The sequence below is a fragment of the Psychromonas sp. 14N.309.X.WAT.B.A12 genome (assembly GCF_030397575.1).
Lineage (GTDB): Bacteria > Pseudomonadota > Gammaproteobacteria > Enterobacterales > Psychromonadaceae > Psychromonas.
Window position 1 is genome coordinate 367,858 of sequence record NZ_JAPNXS010000001.1, and the last position, 16,668, is coordinate 384,525.

The window sequence follows — 16,668 nt, forward strand, 5'->3', positions numbered from 1 at the left end:
TTCATAGATTATGATACAGGCCAGTCATCTGCAGTGACTGAATCTAGAGGTGGTTGTGTTTGTTGCTTACCTTGTTCAGCCCAAATTGCTTGGTATTCACCATTAGGATCATGTATTTGAGTCTGTTTCTTTAAGTTAAAGTGCCTGCCTCCACGTGGGTCAACTCCAACGCCTGCGATATACTGCCAATTTCCCCAGTTGATGGCAGCATCATAGTCGATTAAATGTTGTTCAAACCATGCCGCACCGTATCGCCAATCGACACTTAATTCATTCACTAAACAACTAGCGACAATCTGTCTACCTCGGTTACTTAGGTACCCGGTTTCAACTAATTCATTAATGCAAGCATTAACCAATGGGAAAGGGGTGTTAGCGGTACACCATTTTTTAAAACGCTCAGGGTAAAAAGAAGTTAGAGGATTTGAACTTGCTAAGCCTTTAAACTGATATAATTTATCTTGTATTTTATAATGTAACCACTGAAAGTATTCGCGCCATAACAGTTCATGATAAAGGCTTTCTGTTGATGCACTTTTGCCATGTAGTTGCTCAAACTCATTAATGTAATTCGTTACTTGCGTTACAGAGATAAAACCATAATTGATCCAGGACGATAACTTACTGCTATTATCCCAACCATCAAGTTTGTTTCTGACTTCTTTGTACCTTGCTGGTGCCGATGATGAAAAGTATTGTTGAAGTTGTTCAAATCCAGCTTGCTCGCCGCCAGTGAAGTAATAACCTCGTTGCTGAGCATTCATTTTAATATTTTCAGATAGATGTTTTTCGACAAATAATTCATTCCAACACCTATGATATTCGTCTAACGGTTGGTTAAATTGCTTTGGCAATTGGTAAGTAGCAGTTTGTGGAATGGCAGGTGAGATACTAGCAACCGCTTTTCTAAATTTAGAGTAACTTGCTGGTAAATCTGATAAAGAAAAGGGCAACGCTTGTTCGGTGAATAGGGTAAATTGCTCTACTAAGTGTATGTCTAGTTGTGGCTGATGCTGTTGTAATTGCTTGGTAATATCGCGTTCATAGGATCCAGGTCTTTTAGTTGTAACTAGATCTGTAATCGCATATTGACGGCATATAGCATTCAACGAGCTAATAGGATCAGCATTAATGATGTGCAGTCGCTGACCTAATTTCTGTAAGTTTTTATTAAGCTCATGTATACCTTGTAATAAAAAGGTAAGACGGGTTTTACCCAAGGGAAGTGCTTGTTGTTGGTTAACAGCAAACCATTTAGGGTCAATAACAGCTACGCAAATTAGCTGTTCACTTTGACTTGCTAGGTTCAGTGCCAAGTTATCATTAATTCTTAGATCTTTGGTTACCCAATATAATGTGCGTCGCATTAAAATTATCCCATAAATAGCAAAATATACGAACAATCAGTATATTGAGATCAATATCTAGCGCTTAGATTGAATGCTTTAATAATAAAACGTGAGTAGGGATAAGTGTATTGAAAAGGTATTAAGTAGGTTAATAGTCGGATCAAATGGCTTAGCCACACAATTGTGTTCGTTTTGCTAAGCCATTTTTGCTTCGAGTTTAAGGCTTCTAAGGTATGGTTTGTTAACTTAACTGAATTGCTTTATTTCTACCGGTTGCTTTAGCTTGATATAGTGCAATATCAGCTCGCTTTAAGATCTCATCTATCTCTTCACCATAAAAGTTACGTTGTGCAGTACCAATCGATAAAGTGATGGATATATCCTCTTCACCATTAACAGGAATTAGAGTATTTTGCATTTGTGTACAAATGTTTTGCGATAGATGTAAAGCTTGCTTTGCATTGAGTCCTACGGTAATAATGACAAATTCTTCGCCACCTAATCGAGCTAATACCACTTCCTTTGGTAATGCTGCTCTTAATGTAATAGCAATTGCTTTCAATACTTCATCGCCGACATCATGGCCGTAAACATCATTGACCTTTTTGAAGTGGTCGGCATCAAGCATTAATATAGAAATATCTTGCTCAGATTGTAAATATTGTTCAGCTTCAATAAAGAAGTGGCGACGGTTACTAATTCCTGTTAATACATCTGTGTTAGCAATGTACGCTAGGCGTTCTTCTAACTCAATACGGTCGGTAATATCAAAGGCAGATGTACGAGCAATAGCAAAATGTCCCTTTTCTAAAATAGAGGTAGCAGATGTAGAAACAAAGAAGGTATGACCATCTTTGCATTGTATCTCTAGTACAACACCTTCAATTTGATTATCTAATTGCAATTGCGCTAGAAAACGCTCAAATGTTGTGATGCTAGACGGGGTCAGAAAATCTGTAAAAGGTCTCCCTATTACTTCTTCATGTTGATAACCAAGCCAGTTTAATTCAGTTTGATTAATTTTTAGAATAATGCCTTGTTTATCTAGGCTGTGGTAGCCACAAGGTGAATTTTCATAAAGGTCATTAAGTTCTTCTTTAATGATGCCATCATATACGATTTCTCTGCGTTTTTGCTCGGAGATAAATAGCAGTAACAGTAAAATAGCCGCCGCTGCCAGATAAAGTAATACAATGACAACTTTTGCAAAGTGCGTATTAAATATAGAATGCTCATTGATGGTTTCATTAGGCAAAAAGATAACTAACTTCCAATCAGTTACTTTTTTAGATTGGTCAACCACAGTTAAATTAACATTTTGTTCATTTTGAAACATACCAATGCTATCAAGGTTAAAAGGATTGATAGAGACATAGCGAAATATGCCTGATTTAGAGTGATAAATACCGTCACGATTTTGATTAATGGTTGGCCAAGCATCTGGATATAAATCTTTGAATTTTTGGTCTACATTATCAAGGCTTGCACCCCATTCATTATTTCTATCGTGGTTGCTTAACCAATAACCTTGTGGGTCGATTAACATACCTTGGCCACTAATACGCAGCTCCATTTGCTTTCGAAAATCTTCAAGTAATTCATTAGCAAAATAGTTCATGACCATTAATCCGAGTTTTTCTCCTTTTGAATTAAAAATAGGCGTCGCAAAACGGATCACTGGTTTGTAAGGAACTTCCACTTTCCCATACTCCATATTAAGTTCCATTGCAGAGACATACACCTGACCTTTTCTTAGTTTTTTACTTTCTTTAAAGTAAGAGGAGTCTTGTTTATTCTGTAGATTATCAGCATTGACGATAGTAGGTTGACCACTATTATAATTCATTCGGATTTTTTCATTACCTTGCATGTCGATTAAACGAATTTGATCGTATCGATTAAAAGTAACGGCAAGGTTGATGAACAAGGTTTCTAAGCCTTTACGACTGATTGGGCTGCCGTACTCAAGGAAGTTAGCTAATACGTTAGAGCGAGTACTCATCTGCAATACCATTAATTGCATTTGCATCTCTTTTTGTAGTACTTGCGTAGTAGAAGAAACAAAGGCTTCTTCTTGATTTAGCATAGTTTTAGCTACATTTTGCGTATATTGCTGGTAAGCATAAGTTAATAATAACGTTATTGAGATCGCTAATAACGCATAACTCCAAATGAATCGCTTAATTATAACGGGCCAGATGGAGGTTAATTGTAACTCAGAAGTTGACGGTAATTGTGTTAATGTCATAGATTGCTCTTGTTATTATATTTTATGGCTGTTGTATTAGTTACTAGTAGTTTGACCTGCATTGTTGATTAAAATTCGCTAGTGTGTGGGTCAAGTGTAAATTCAATGCCATGCAACGATAGGGCATCAATACTGACTTTATTAAATTCCATAACCGCCCCTAAACGGATTGTTTGTTGTTGTGCAGCTTGGATAAAATCAAATAGATATTGAGAAGGTGTGTCAAACAATTGTAATGCGAGTGTTTTACTAAAAATAATGTCTGAAATAGGCAATGACATTAACATATCAATGGATAGCGATTGTGTATCTTCAATAAACCAATAGATTTTTGAGTTGTTTAACCTTGCCATGACGATTAATGAGAAAAACGGCGAAGGTTTAGCGATAGATTGAGGGTACTTTATGTACAAATCAATTTGATTTTTACCACCACTTAAGCGCTCAGCCAACAATAACGCACGATCGTAATTCACTCCATCAGGAAACCAATCGAATATGCTTTTTACATTGACTATTTTATTGGCGTCACTGTCTAGTTTAATTGACGAGATTTGTTTTTGGCTCATGCCATAGGGACAAAGTAGAGCACTAGGTTTATTACCGATCTGCCCGGTATGATGGTCGATCAAAAATAATGGGTGGGCTGAAATATCAGTTTTTTGTTGTTGAATTAAGTGCTTTAAATAAATTTTAGAAAATAAACTAATCAAAATTTGACGTGATTGCTGCGTATTTGGGATATGGCTTAAACTTGCTAAAATAGTAAATCCTAAGCTATTAGTTAGATCATATAACGCATGGCTTAAGTTAGCTTGCATTTTTCCATAGAGCATTAAAAAAGGGCGTTGTTTAAGATTCATTAAGTTGTTTAAGACTTCCATTAAACGCAAGTTTGGCGTGTTTAAATCTATAATCAACAATTGTAAGTCATGAATATTAGTGAGAGATTGTTCTGCTGTGTAAATATACAGGTTATCTAATCCCTGCAACTGTTTAGGCCTTTTTGCTGGTGGATACTCCGATATTAACCCTGTCTTGTAGTGTTTTAACCAACGATTGAACAATGTAAGGCTATTATGCTGCCATTCTTCTGTTGCCTGCTGTAAGTGTTGGGTAGATTGACAATGATCAAAACTGGGTAGGTCTATCGCCATACTAGGTAACTCACCTAGCCAAAATATTTGTAGGTCTTCACGTTCTTTTAATAGTTGTATTAGGGAGTCACATTGAACATGTGACTCAATACTATTATCCAAAATAACGGCACTGCCTAATGGCGATGAACTTAATTGTAAGATGAGAATAGAGAGGTCGCTGATCTTTTGTTTAATATCAATGTTTGCCACAGCAATCAGGCTATAAAGGGGGAAAATACCTCCATAACCTGTCTGCTCAGAGCTTAATAAAAGGTGTAACTCTTGTTCACTTAATATAGAACTCTGTTGAGAGTTAAACATCTTATGCTTCTAGTAGCTCTGGTAAAAATTCGCCACTGTTTTCAGGGTATATAATATACTCGCCATGGTATTTCACTTTGGACTTATAATCCGTCACCTTGTGTAATAACAGTGTATGTTGGTAAGCCGCAGCTAGCGCTTCAGGAATATCTCCTCGAATATATAAGCTTAATGGTTTCACTAGCAAGCCATCTTCAAAGTGCGATTCAAATTGTTCAGTGCAAATTATTAAAGATGCTTGGCCACCGCTATGACGATTTAGTTTTTCGCCAACAACAAGATCAGTATTTACCATCCATTGTTGTGCAATCAATTGTTCACAGAGTGCAGAAACTTGTGTTTTATAAACAGGTTTTGCACTCAGGCTTTCATCAAACACATGTTCATAGGTACGTTTAATCGCGGCGAAGGTCGTCACAAGAGCTGCATTTTTACCTAAACTACGAGCTTTGCGTTGCCAAATCGTCAAAGTGGGTAATACATCACTTTCATAGCGTTTTTTCTTGATTGCATTGGTTGTCCATGCTGCTAAGAAATGTGTTTCACTAAGTGGGTTTTTAGGAATTTTTCCTTTCGTTTGTGCTTCGTTTAAATCTGCTAATGCATCGCTAACCACTTGATGAACTGATGTTGAAAAACTTGTCATGACGATCCTGCTATTAAAAAGTGTAATAACAAAATTATGACAGGCTAACTAGAAACGAACAAGTAAAGTTAAAGTAAATTACACTCATATTCAGTATAAATACAGCTGATAGGGAGGTGATTGATTTGAGGGCAAAAAAATCGTATAAAAAACAACTCTTTGATATGAAATAGGTGAATTTGCTTTAATAACATCAATGCAAAATAATGCAAACTTGATTACACTCTTACTATGTTCGATTAACTAGGTTTTATATGTCTAATTTCAGTCTAAAATTGGTACCGCCTTCTAACAAGAAAATATCACTGGTTTTAGGTAGTGGTGGTGCTAGGGGAATGGTACACATAGGTATTATTAAGTGGTTAGTTGAACATGGTTATGAAATTCAATCTATTTCTGGTTGTTCTATCGGTGCGTTGATCGGTGGGGTTTATGCCGCTGGAAAGTTAAAAGAGTTTGAACAATGGGTATGTGGATTAGATAAATTATCTATTATCTCGTTATTGGATATCTCATGGACCTCTAGTGGATTATTGCGTGGCGATAAAATCATTAATACCCTAGTCGGCTTATTAGGTGACCAAACGATTGAAGAGTTGCCTTTAAAGTATACTGCGGTGGCTGCTGATATTAAAAATGAAAAAGAGGTTTGGATTAATTCAGGTTGTTTGTTTGATGCGATCCGCGCCTCTATCTCATTGCCCTTATTTTTTACACCTGTAGAAAAAGATGGTGTGCAATTGATAGATGGTGGTGTACTAAACCCTGTGCCGATTGCGCCAGTGTTTGGTGATAATACAGATGCTATTATTGCAGTGAACCTAGCTGGTGAGTTTAATTATAATTGTGATGAAGTTGATACGTTAAATGATGTTATTAATGAGGTTGAAGATCTTGCTTTCCACCAAAAAATCGGTCACTACATTAAACAGTTAAGTGAGAATCTTAGTATCACAGAAGCTAAACCCTCGACAATTGCTGCCTACGATGTTGCCGACCAAGCTTTTGATGCGATGCAAGGCACCATTGCACGTTTAAAGTTAGCAGCTTATCCTGCCGATTATAATATCGTGATAGCACGTAACGCCTGTGGGACGTTAGAGTTCGATCGCGCCAAGGAGATGATTGACCTTGGCTATCGAAGTGCAGATAAAATATTAAAGAATATTCAACCCTAACCCCCTGATTAGTTACCGTTTAAAGGATAAAAAGTGAACGCCATTAGTAGTACTCAAGCTTGGGTAAATAAAGTCATCGTCAAATATAACATTTGTCCCTTCGCACGTAGGGAAGTTGATAGAGGCAGTATTCGTTATGTTGATGACAATAGTACAGATGTTGAAACGGTGTTAGATAAATTGTTAGAGGAGTGCCGGTATTTAGATGAGCACCCAGAAGTAGAAACAACCTTATTGATATTGAGTGAAGCTTGTAGTGATTTTGAAGCCTTTTTAGACTGCGTGTACTTAGCTAATCATTACTTACAAATGAATCGTTATGAAGGTGTTTATCAATTGGCTCATTTTCATCCTGATTATTGTTTCGAGGGAGACCCTGAAGAAGCAACCTCAAATTATAGTAATCGCTCGCCATTACCAACCTTGCATATTATTCGAGAAGCCAGTATGGAGAGAGCGATTGAAGCTCACCCTGATGTGGATGCTATACCTGAAAGAAACATTGAGTTTTTGAATAAAAAGGGGACTCCTTTTTTTGCTGATTTATTAGCTAGTTGTATGCTAGCTAAATAGAAAATAGAAAATAGAAAATAGAAAATAGAAAATAGAAAATAAAAAATAGATAGATATGAGGGTATTGACTTAAGTCGAGCGAATGTTTTTTATTAAAAATAAAGTCGAATGACATGCTTATTAAATATGTCATTCGACTTAACTTAACCATTATAAATTACCGATATATTAAAAAGTTAATGCTAAATTAGCAGATACACCCACTTGATTCTCACCGGCATAAGACCCTGCAATATCTAAACTCACAAGATCAAAGGGGCTAAAACCAATACCCGCGGTGATTGAGTTATCAAGCGTCTCTTCTAAATCGATTTCATAACCTGCACGTAATTGAGCCCAACCCCAAGCATTACCTTCAAGACCTAAACGCACGAATTGAGTGTCATCGTCAGTACCAATGCCTTCGAAACGCTTTTGCTTAGTTAAGTCTGCATCAATGGCTGCAACAAAATAATCCGAACTGTAAGCAACACCAAGGGTTACTTGCGTATCAAGATGATAGCTACCATTGATTGCACCACTTGTATCAATCACATCGATCTCTTGTGCTATAAGATCTTTAACCGCAATCGCAGTACGGAAGTTATCCAAATACCAAACGGCTCCTAAATCGAAGTTAAAGGCGCTCTCTGATGTTTCACTTTCATCGTAATCATCTAAATCAAAGTTTTCTACAGTTGCTATTTGTGCATAGGTTCGCATCTGTTGATATTTGGGAGTAATACCGAAGGAGAACTCTTGACCTGCTATTGTATATTGTTGAGCCAAGGCCAAACCGGCTTCTACATAACCAAAAGCAACAAAATCAACGTTAGATGTTTCATAATCATTTGTAACGTCTGTTTGTGCAATTATTTCAGCATAACCACGCACAAATAAATTAGAAGAAACAAGCTTAGTAGGTAAAGCAATGGCGATGCCTGTACCTGCACTCACTTGTACAGGCTGTGAGCCATCTAACTCAGTAAGATTGGCATCAATAGCCGTGGTGTCGTTTGAACCGGAATCATTTAGTTCATCAATATTATCTTGAAGATCATCAAGTTCACTGATCGCATCATCTTTGTCACTGGCAGCAACATCTATACCTATAAAAACACCAAAATCATCGTGATCACGATAATTGGCAGCTAATGCTGGGTTGTAAAAGGGAGCCGTCAAATAATCCGCGGATGCAACACCTGTGTTACCCATGGCATTCCCTCGAGCATCTGCAATTTTATTTGATGCACTGGCATTCGATGCGGCTAATGAACTCAAAATAGCTAAAGCCAATAGTGATTTTTTACTCATGTTTAGTTCCTTCTAATTTAAATAGCATCGTTAGCATGGCGCAAAGGCCTTGTTAGTGCTGTTAGTCCCAGTACGCTATAAGTTATATAACTTTATGATTTAAATATAATAATACAATTAATTGAGGTGCATTATATTTTCTAAAATTTGCAGTGTATCCATAAATGAGTATTTAGTTTAATTTACATACCTAAATAAGGGTAGTTTAATTTTCAATAAACTAGAAATAATTTAAAAATATTAATTAATCTAGTCGTTTGGTGGACAATGTTAAAAGTGCATTTGTATTGCATGATGTCTGCGATTAGAATGCGCAACTCTGTCTGTTAATTCGATATGCTGTGAATATACTGGTTGGCACTGCATTAGTCTGAAAAGCAGTCGACAAAATAGTTTAACAACTATAAATTGTAGTCTTTTATGTTTTGCTTTTTCTCTGTACAGAATATCGCGTAATTTATCTTATTTTTAACCATTTCTCGTTAACAAGGAACCTTCATGGCACACCAAGCTTATCAATTATTACGTATTATTATTATCGATAGCTTTTGGAAGGGGCAAGTGAATGAACTGGATCTGTCTGGACATACTCAATTAGAAGGTACAAATGGTGCTGGTAAAACATCTTTGATGCGTTTATTGCCACTTTTTTACGGTATGCGCCCAAGTGATATAGTGAGTAAAGTAGATCAAGCTAAAAACTTTGCTGATTATTACTTACCAAGAGACTCAAGTATGTTGGTTTATGAATACCGACGTCCGGGCGGTCAAACCTGTATGGCATTAGCCAGTTCTGACGGTCGTGGAGTACAGTTTAAATTTATCGACAGTGGATTTGATAGCAAGATTTTCATTGGCGAAAATAAAATACCGTTAAGCGTTGCAGAAGTAGAACGTGTATATCGTTCATTGGGTGTCGAGTGTTCAGTTTACTTGGGCGTCGATAAGTATCGCCAAGTCATTCAAAACCTGCGTATCGGTAGAAAGGTTAAAGAGATTCGTCAGCTACAAAATCGTTTTTCATTCAGTGATTTGGCAACACCACACCTGGATAAAGTTGTGAACGGCACAATAGAGAAGAATCTTGACTTTGATGCTGTTAAACAAATGCTGGTGGCTATTGCGGGTGACCATATTGCACGTAGTGTAGGCCAGGAAAAAGAGCAGATAACACTGAATAAACAAGATATCAGTTTATGGTTAGCGGATATTCAAGCTAGTCGTTCAATTCAAAAGGTCAGTGATAAAATCACACTATGGCAAACAGATTTTAATCAGTTAGATAACTTATTAATTAAGCTACAGCACTTACATGTTGAGATGTTAGCGCATCAAGAGAGCATTAATCTTAAACAAACAGAGCGTAGTCAACAGAAATCCCAACTTCGTGATGAAATAACTCAATTAGATAAACAACTCAAAGATCAAACTTTATCATTACAAACCGATATCAATAAGTTATTGGTTAAAATTGAAGCTGATCAAAGTCGCATCGATCTGTTAGATGAAGATAAGCTTAAGTTTGATGAAAATGATGCAGCAAGTTTTCAATTACAAGCTGATAATGCGCCACGTTACCAACAGGCTTTAAATGATGTTAATGAGATCATTGAAGCTTTTGAAGGAAATTTAAACAAAGTACAGGCTAAGTTCGAATCCTTATTACAAACCTTAACCTTACAGAAAGTGAAAGATGAAGCACGTAACCACGAGCAGGTCGCTAACGTTAAAGAACAGGCTAATACCCAATTATCAATCATTTCTGAAACCTATCAAGGTCAACTAGGTAAGTTAAATGAACAGTTGAATGATAGCTTTTTGAAACTCAATATGGATCTGCAGTTATTACAAAATGACTTGAAGATCACGGAGTCTGCACAGAAAAACATCAGTGTCGAGCCTGCTTTACAAGCAGAGATTGAGAGCAATCAACTTAATATGTCTGATGTCAAAGACCGTTTGAGCGACTTATTACAAGTGTTAAGTAGTGATAACGAGCAGCTCAATACTTTAGAGAAACAGCGTACTTTGGTCTTGGAGCAACATACTAAAAATAATCGCCAGTTAGATGAACATAAAAAATCACGTCAACAACTGCATTTACAATTGTTACCAGAAGCGAATTCATTACATCATTTCTTAAGCCATGAAAATGAAGCGCAAGGCTGGAAAGACAACATCGGTCGTGTCTTATCTGCAGAGCAGTTAGCACGTAAAGATCTCAATCCACAATGGGTAGCTGAACAAGGCGGTGTATCTAGTTTATTTGGTCTACAAATAGATTTAGATCAGTTACAGGATAACGACCTGCAACTTAATGAAAATGAGTTACGCGAAAAGTTAACCAACATAGACGATAAAATAGCATCACTCAGTGATAAATCAGAGCAGTTTGTTAGTCAAATAAGTGATTTAACTAAACAAATTGAACAACAGAAATTAGTGATCAGTGAGCGTAAACAAGCATTACAAAAAACTGAATTACAACGTCAACAATTTAAAACACAACAAGATAATCTTCTTATCAAGAAGCAACACTTTCTGAAACAAGCGGCTGCGTCCTATGAAGATGATATTAAAAAGTTAAATACCAAAATTAAACAACAACAAGCCAAATTAACTGAGTTTAAAGAGTTGCAGCAGGAACAACGCTTTGAATTAAATAATCAAATGTTAGATCAACGTATGGTGGTTGAGTCAGATCGTGATAGTCAACTGGATCAATTGGCTGAACAGTTTGCTGCTATTCAAGAAAGTGCTAAAAATCGCCAAAAAGATTATAAGCAACAACGTGACCAAGCTTTAGATAAATTAGACCCTGATGGCGAAGTAGATAAACGAATTAAACAACGTGCTGAATTAATGCAACAGCTTGAAGAGTGTGCGGTGTGGGCTCGTAAAGCGCGTGAATACGAAGACTTCATGAATAACCGTTATATCAATCGTGATCAATTGGTTGAACAAAATCAAAACCGTGAAGTACAAAAACGTAGTTTAGAAAATAGCTTGTCAGATTTAACCATTGAGAAAACAAGTTTAATTTCTGAAAAACAAAAACTATTGAAAAAAGTATCGCAGCAACTAAATGATGATGCGGACCTGCTACTGCAACTAAGTTTGGCACAACGAGAGTGTGAGCAATATGGTATTGAACCATTAGCGTCCAGTTCTGAGCCAAGTAATAATGCAGAATTAACAGTGACTTTCTGTGGAGATTGGGTCAAGCAGTTTAAAACTATCGATAAACGTTTACAGTCGCAGATTACCCAATTTAATACTGCCTTTGCTAAAAATAATGCAAATAGTGAACTATACGAAAACTGGATCAAGTTGGTAGCAGATAATGATATTTATAAAGGTGCAAGAAGTCTCTTTAAATACCAAAATCCTATTGCTGACTTGTTGAGTAGTGCTGCGCAAAAACAAAAAAATACTTATCAATTAGTGACAGTCAACGCCAATATGATCAATGAGTTTTACCAACATATTGAGCATTTTGCTCGCCGTATTAAAAGTATCGGTAAACAACTATCTAATAACGTTACCAAGCTTGCACATTTTGAAGCGCTTGCCGATATCAATGTAAACACGGTGATGAAACAGGAAGAGTTAGATTATTGGGGACCGTTGCAACAGTTCGCTAAATTATTTGATAAATACCGCGATGATTTGCGCGAAGGAGTGGGTGATATTCCTGATGATTTGATTGTTGCTATGCAAAAACTATCAGCTTATTTACCAAGTGAAGGCTTTGCTTTAGCACATCACCAATTGTTTGATATTGAGTTTACAATCTCAGAAAAAGGGCAGTTAAAGCATGCGCGAAACGCAAGACAGCTTAAAAAGATCAGTTCAACAGGACTTTCTTACTTAGCGATGTTGTCGTTGTACGCAGGTATTCTTGGCATGTTACGTGGTGAGAGTGATGCTCAAACACAAATTATATTACCCGTAGATGAATTAGGTGAACTAGCCGCTGAAAATATCGACCTGCTATTAACTATGTTTAATGACAATGCGATCACTATGTTATCAGCATCTCCTTCAACGGATCGTCATATATTATCGCTCTATGAACGACATTATAAGATTAAAGATAACAAAATATTCCATGCGCATATTCCAACATCACGATTAGATGAGCTGTTAATGCAACGTAAACAAGTTGCAGAGCAAGCAAATCAGACACAAACAACTGAATTGGAGAGCCAAGATGTTTAAGCAAACCGTTCAAAAACTATTAACAGGTGAAGTGATTTGTGAAACAGGTTTTGCAGATGAATTTTTATTCCTGCAGGCTCAAGATAACCAAGATCGTGTTAGTGACTTTTTAAGTAATTTAGATCGTCAATTAACCTTTTTGGATAGTGCTGATGCCTTTTATTGCACTTTTAACGAAGTAGATAGTGACAACACGCCGGAATTAACCGCATTGTTCACTGACATTCGTGGCATGTTCCGTCCATTAGTTGAGTTTTTAGAGCTAATCCTAACGGCTAGTCAAACTGATTTACCAATCCATGCAAAGTCAATTATTAATATCAATGAATTATTTGACCCGTTCGAGCATGATCAAACCTTACGTGAGCAATTGCGCCACTTAACATCGATTCGACCTTTTAAAACTAATAAATTAGAAAGCCGTGAACAACTGGTATTCGTTTTTCATAAATTAGAAGAAATGGGGTATTTCGTACGTAAAAATGCAGGGAGTAGCCGTTATTTTGCCACTGCTAAGTTTGATCTAATCTATCTGTTAATTGAATTTTTAAATGATTCTGAACGTATTGAATTACCGGAAACAGTTGAGCAGCAACAAGAAGAGTTATTGTTCTAATGGCTGGTTACGATACGAAAGACGTTGCAGAGTTATTACGCCAGTTAGGAGCTCATGACCAATTATTAGCAGAGGCTTATGTATTTGGCTCTGTACAGGGAGATGGTGATGAGGCAAGAAAGATTGCAGCCCTTCATAAGAAATCACTACTAAGACCAGATGATGAGCCTGGTGATTATCGCGTCAGTGCTGAACTTAAACGAATGTTAAACCGTTTAATGCGCAAGCAGAGTAGTTACCGTCAGCTTACCGATATGGGTAAAGTGATTGATGTGTTGGCAGACACTGTTAACGATTATCGCTTGTCGGTGATCAATGACCAACAGGATGATGCTGAATATTACTTAGATCAGTTAGATGATCTTCTCTATGAAGCAAAAGATAACCTGAATGTTAGTCTTGATAATATGCATTATGCTATCTCTAGTCAGTTTGGTTTTGTTACTACAATCAGTGCTAAAGTGCGAGAAAATGAACGTGCATTAAGCTACGCGCAAAAGCTATTGACGGAATTACAACAAATTGATCCTGAAACCTGTTATGAATGGATGGATTGGGCTTGTCCTGTTGAATTAGCCCGAAAAATAAGTGGTTTCATCTATTGGTTTAACCAAACGCTACCACGTTTACGTTATATCATTGATAGCATGCGATTGAGTCTATTTAAGCTAAGACGTGATGAGAAACAAGCGAGCCTGTTACGTAACATGGCACGTTACCTCCAAAAACACCCTGAGTTTGAAATTAACGAAAATATATTCGAAGATAAAAACTTACCTGAAAGCTTACGGTTTGCACCCGCAATGCCGATCAAGTCATATATTAACGTTAAAGAAACGGCTCATGAATATGCCTTAGTGGGCATAGTTCAGTCATTACGCAAACTAAACTCGGTCACCAAACCGAGTGCACGTGAAACCTCGTCAGTGGAAGTGATTGAAAATGTCGCCATGAGTTTTAGTTATGATTACTTCGAAGAACAAACAGAGCGTTTGTTTGAAATGGCGATCACTACTGGTGATGCTGTTTCAGCAGTCTCATATTGGCAAAATGCTTTAGCTGATTGGCATCAATTACAACAACATATCGAACCTGTAGCTTGGGTTGAATTAGTGTTTAGTAGCTACTGTAAATTAACTAATGCACAACAAGCGTTAATTGACATCAAGCCAAAAGGGAAGCAGCTTGAAGGTATTTCCCATAACTGGTCTTACAGTGACATTGTTGTCAAAGTGAAATAACGATGTCCGGGTATCTTTTTAATAAAATCCAATATAAGTTCTTTGCTGAACAACTAAGACAAGGTCTTAACCGGGTCAAAAAGAATAAATCCTGTGAATGGATTGTCGATGTCCATCGTTTAGGTAAGATTGAGTATGGAGATTGGGTTTACACTGAAAAAGAAAGATCTGCCATTATTGCTTTAGTGAAGTCGCAATTAAAAGTAGATCTATTGCATGATGATTTTCCTGAGGATACCTCTCGTATTGCTCGAGCTAACACTTTTAATGAAGAAAAATCTCGCACTGTGGCTGTTAGCCATGATTTTGTTTTAGTTAATAGCTTAACCATTTTGAAACTTAATCAACAAACTATCGAGATTAACGCATTTCAATCCCTAGGGTTTTATGTCAATGCAAACACTGTAGAGAGCGTAGAGCACGATTGTATTGTATTAGTAGAAAATTTAAGTGTAATGGCTAATTTATCATTACTAAAATTCAGTGCGAAATGTGCATTTTTAAAAAATGCGCTATGGGTATATCGAGGCGATATTAGAGCACAACAAACTACAGCGATGGCCTATCAGTTTTTCAGAGGTTTTAAAGAATCTCATCAATTAGTCTGTTTTGCTGACTTTGACCCTAAAGGTTTAGAAATTGCGTTAACGAGTGGTGCTGATTACGTTATAACTCCCACCGTTGATAGTATTAAAGCATTTCAGACTGATGGTGCCGATACTGATTACTTTAAGCAGGCCAGCTCAAGAAACTATATTGCGGAACACCTAGTTGATTCATCAAAAATACAACAGCTATTCAGGTTAATGTCTGAACAAAGAAGAACAATCAAACAAGAGCACATGCTGGCAAAAGCGTTAACTTTGTCGGTATCTAAAATTAATTAACATACAATAAAGACCAATTAACAAGTAAATACAAAAAGCAGGAATAAACATGCAAATAGCAAAAAACAGTGTAGTTGAATTTCATTATCGCGTTAGTGAAGGTGAAACGTTATTAGAAAATAGTCAGGGTAATCATCCATTGCTTTATCTCCACGGTCACGGTGGTTTATTTGAAACCATGGAAGCCGCTTTCGTGGGTAAGTCAGTAGGTGATGAATTCGAGGTGACATTAACACCGGAACAGTCATACGGTGAACGTCGAGAGTCTGCTATTCAACGCATTCCCTTAAAACACTTACAGGGCGCTAAAAAATGGTCTGCAGGCATGGTTGCAACGGTTGAGTCTAATCAAGGTAAACAAGAAGTAATGTTAATCAAAGTAGGTCGCTTTAACGCCGATTGTGATTTAAACCACCCATTTGCAGGTAAAACACTAACATTTAATATTCAAGTTGCAAGTGTTCGTGAAGCAACAGCAGATGAAATTTCTCATGGTCATGCCCATGCTAAAGGTGGTTGTGGTCATTAATCGTAAAGGTTAATCAAATGAAACGTATTACGTTATATACCATGGCTAATTGTCCACACTGTAAAACAGCGAAACAATACCTTGAACAACAAAAAATTACTTTTCGTTCTGTGGACGTAAAAAGTCCGACAGGGCAAAAAGAGTTTGCTAAAACAGGCTTTAGAGGTGTTCCTATTTTAAAAATTGGCGATCAATTTTTAAATGGCTTCAGCGTGAAAGGCTTTAATAATTTGTATAATAATTAAAGTAAATCCTGTGACTAATTGAGCGATTCAGTGGCACTGCAGATACTAAGTAGTGTCACTTAGTGTTTAATAAAGCCTCCATATCAACTAACCCTTAATCATACCCGTAAAAAATGACACTTATGTGATACATTTTTCTTGCCAGAATCTGAATAAATGCATAAAGTGAAATCATCATATTT

At 36.8% G+C, this 16,668-nt stretch carries 13 protein-coding genes; 8 read left to right on the plus strand and 5 right to left on the minus strand.

Features of this window, described 5'->3' with window-relative positions; genetic code table 11:
* Positions 1–8 precede the first annotated feature (8 nt).
* The 4 genes from OW492_RS01650 to OW492_RS01665 form a co-directional block, all read right to left on the minus strand.
* Positions 9–1,367, minus strand: a complete 1,359-nt coding sequence (locus OW492_RS01650) for a DASH family cryptochrome (RefSeq protein ID WP_290037997.1) — start codon at positions 1,365–1,367, stop codon at positions 9–11.
* Positions 1,368–1,590: 223 nt separating this feature from the next.
* Positions 1,591–3,597, minus strand: a complete 2,007-nt coding sequence (locus OW492_RS01655) for a diguanylate cyclase (protein ID WP_290037999.1) — start codon at positions 3,595–3,597, stop codon at positions 1,591–1,593.
* A gap of 68 nt (positions 3,598–3,665) precedes the next feature.
* Positions 3,666–5,057 carry a hypothetical protein gene (locus tag OW492_RS01660; protein ID WP_290038001.1) on the minus strand — a complete coding sequence of 464 codons (1,392 nt, stop codon included), beginning with the start codon at positions 5,055–5,057 and terminating at the stop codon, positions 3,666–3,668.
* A gap of 1 nt (position 5,058) precedes the next feature.
* Entirely contained in the window at positions 5,059–5,703 is a 645-nt protein-coding gene (locus tag OW492_RS01665) for a DUF2913 family protein (RefSeq protein ID WP_290038002.1), read from the minus strand.
* Between the two features lie 254 nt (positions 5,704–5,957).
* Here OW492_RS01665 and OW492_RS01670 point away from each other — a divergent pair, with 254 nt between their 5' ends.
* Positions 5,958–6,881, plus strand: coding sequence for a patatin-like phospholipase family protein (locus tag OW492_RS01670; protein WP_290038004.1), 924 nt, complete (start codon positions 5,958–5,960; stop codon positions 6,879–6,881).
* A gap of 33 nt (positions 6,882–6,914) precedes the next feature.
* The gene (locus OW492_RS01675; protein ID WP_290038006.1) at positions 6,915–7,454 is read left to right on the plus strand and encodes a DUF1415 domain-containing protein; all 540 of its coding nucleotides are present in this window, start codon (positions 6,915–6,917) and stop codon (positions 7,452–7,454) included.
* 168 nt (positions 7,455–7,622) lie between these two features.
* Here OW492_RS01675 and OW492_RS01680 read toward each other — a convergent pair whose 3' ends face one another.
* On the minus strand, positions 7,623–8,747 hold the full coding sequence (locus tag OW492_RS01680) for a conjugal transfer protein TraF (protein ID WP_290038007.1): 1,125 nt from the start codon (positions 8,745–8,747) through the stop codon (positions 7,623–7,625).
* Positions 8,748–9,245: 498 nt separating this feature from the next.
* Here OW492_RS01680 and OW492_RS01685 point away from each other — a divergent pair, with 498 nt between their 5' ends.
* From OW492_RS01685 to OW492_RS01710, 6 genes are read left to right on the plus strand one after another with little or no spacing between them, the layout of a single operon-like run.
* Positions 9,246–12,968: an ATP-binding protein gene (locus tag OW492_RS01685; RefSeq protein WP_290038008.1), complete on the plus strand. Its 3,723-nt coding sequence runs from the start codon at positions 9,246–9,248 to the stop codon at positions 12,966–12,968.
* Positions 12,961–13,584: a hypothetical protein gene (locus tag OW492_RS01690; RefSeq protein WP_290038010.1), complete on the plus strand. Its 624-nt coding sequence runs from the start codon at positions 12,961–12,963 to the stop codon at positions 13,582–13,584. The genes OW492_RS01685 and OW492_RS01690 overlap by 8 nt, the downstream gene beginning before the upstream one ends.
* Positions 13,584–14,825 (plus strand): hypothetical protein, encoded by a 1,242-nt coding sequence (locus OW492_RS01695; RefSeq protein ID WP_290038011.1) that lies wholly within the window; start codon positions 13,584–13,586, stop codon positions 14,823–14,825. Before OW492_RS01690 ends, OW492_RS01695 begins: the two co-directional genes overlap by 1 nt.
* A 2-nt stretch (positions 14,826–14,827) precedes the next feature.
* Positions 14,828–15,712, plus strand: coding sequence for a hypothetical protein (locus OW492_RS01700; RefSeq protein WP_290038012.1), 885 nt, complete (start codon positions 14,828–14,830; stop codon positions 15,710–15,712).
* A gap of 49 nt (positions 15,713–15,761) precedes the next feature.
* On the plus strand, positions 15,762–16,241 hold the full coding sequence (locus tag OW492_RS01705; RefSeq protein ID WP_290038013.1) for a peptidylprolyl isomerase: 480 nt from the start codon (positions 15,762–15,764) through the stop codon (positions 16,239–16,241).
* Positions 16,242–16,258: 17 nt separating this feature from the next.
* Positions 16,259–16,486, plus strand: coding sequence for a glutaredoxin family protein (locus OW492_RS01710; protein ID WP_290038015.1), 228 nt, complete (start codon positions 16,259–16,261; stop codon positions 16,484–16,486).
* Positions 16,487–16,668: the final 182 nt, after the last annotated feature.

What these genes read in the sequence shown, in the direction of transcription:
- OW492_RS01660 (WP_290038001.1), bottom strand. Translation starts at nt 5,057, where the DNA reads ATGTTTAACTCTCAACAGAGTTCTATATTAAGTGAACAAGAGTTACAC.
- OW492_RS01705 (WP_290038013.1), top strand. Translation starts at nt 15,762, where the DNA reads ATGCAAATAGCAAAAAACAGTGTAGTTGAATTTCATTATCGCGTTAGT.
- OW492_RS01680 (WP_290038007.1), bottom strand. Translation starts at nt 8,747, where the DNA reads ATGAGTAAAAAATCACTATTGGCTTTAGCTATTTTGAGTTCATTAGCC.
- OW492_RS01695 (WP_290038011.1), top strand. Translation starts at nt 13,584, where the DNA reads ATGGCTGGTTACGATACGAAAGACGTTGCAGAGTTATTACGCCAGTTA.
- OW492_RS01655 (WP_290037999.1), bottom strand. Translation starts at nt 3,597, where the DNA reads ATGACATTAACACAATTACCGTCAACTTCTGAGTTACAATTAACCTCC.
- OW492_RS01700 (WP_290038012.1), top strand. Translation starts at nt 14,828, where the DNA reads ATGTCCGGGTATCTTTTTAATAAAATCCAATATAAGTTCTTTGCTGAA.
- OW492_RS01690 (WP_290038010.1), top strand. Translation starts at nt 12,961, where the DNA reads ATGTTTAAGCAAACCGTTCAAAAACTATTAACAGGTGAAGTGATTTGT.
- OW492_RS01665 (WP_290038002.1), bottom strand. Translation starts at nt 5,703, where the DNA reads ATGACAAGTTTTTCAACATCAGTTCATCAAGTGGTTAGCGATGCATTA.
- OW492_RS01670 (WP_290038004.1), top strand. Translation starts at nt 5,958, where the DNA reads ATGTCTAATTTCAGTCTAAAATTGGTACCGCCTTCTAACAAGAAAATA.
- OW492_RS01650 (WP_290037997.1), bottom strand. Translation starts at nt 1,367, where the DNA reads ATGCGACGCACATTATATTGGGTAACCAAAGATCTAAGAATTAATGAT.
- OW492_RS01685 (WP_290038008.1), top strand. Translation starts at nt 9,246, where the DNA reads ATGGCACACCAAGCTTATCAATTATTACGTATTATTATTATCGATAGC.
- OW492_RS01710 (WP_290038015.1), top strand. Translation starts at nt 16,259, where the DNA reads ATGAAACGTATTACGTTATATACCATGGCTAATTGTCCACACTGTAAA.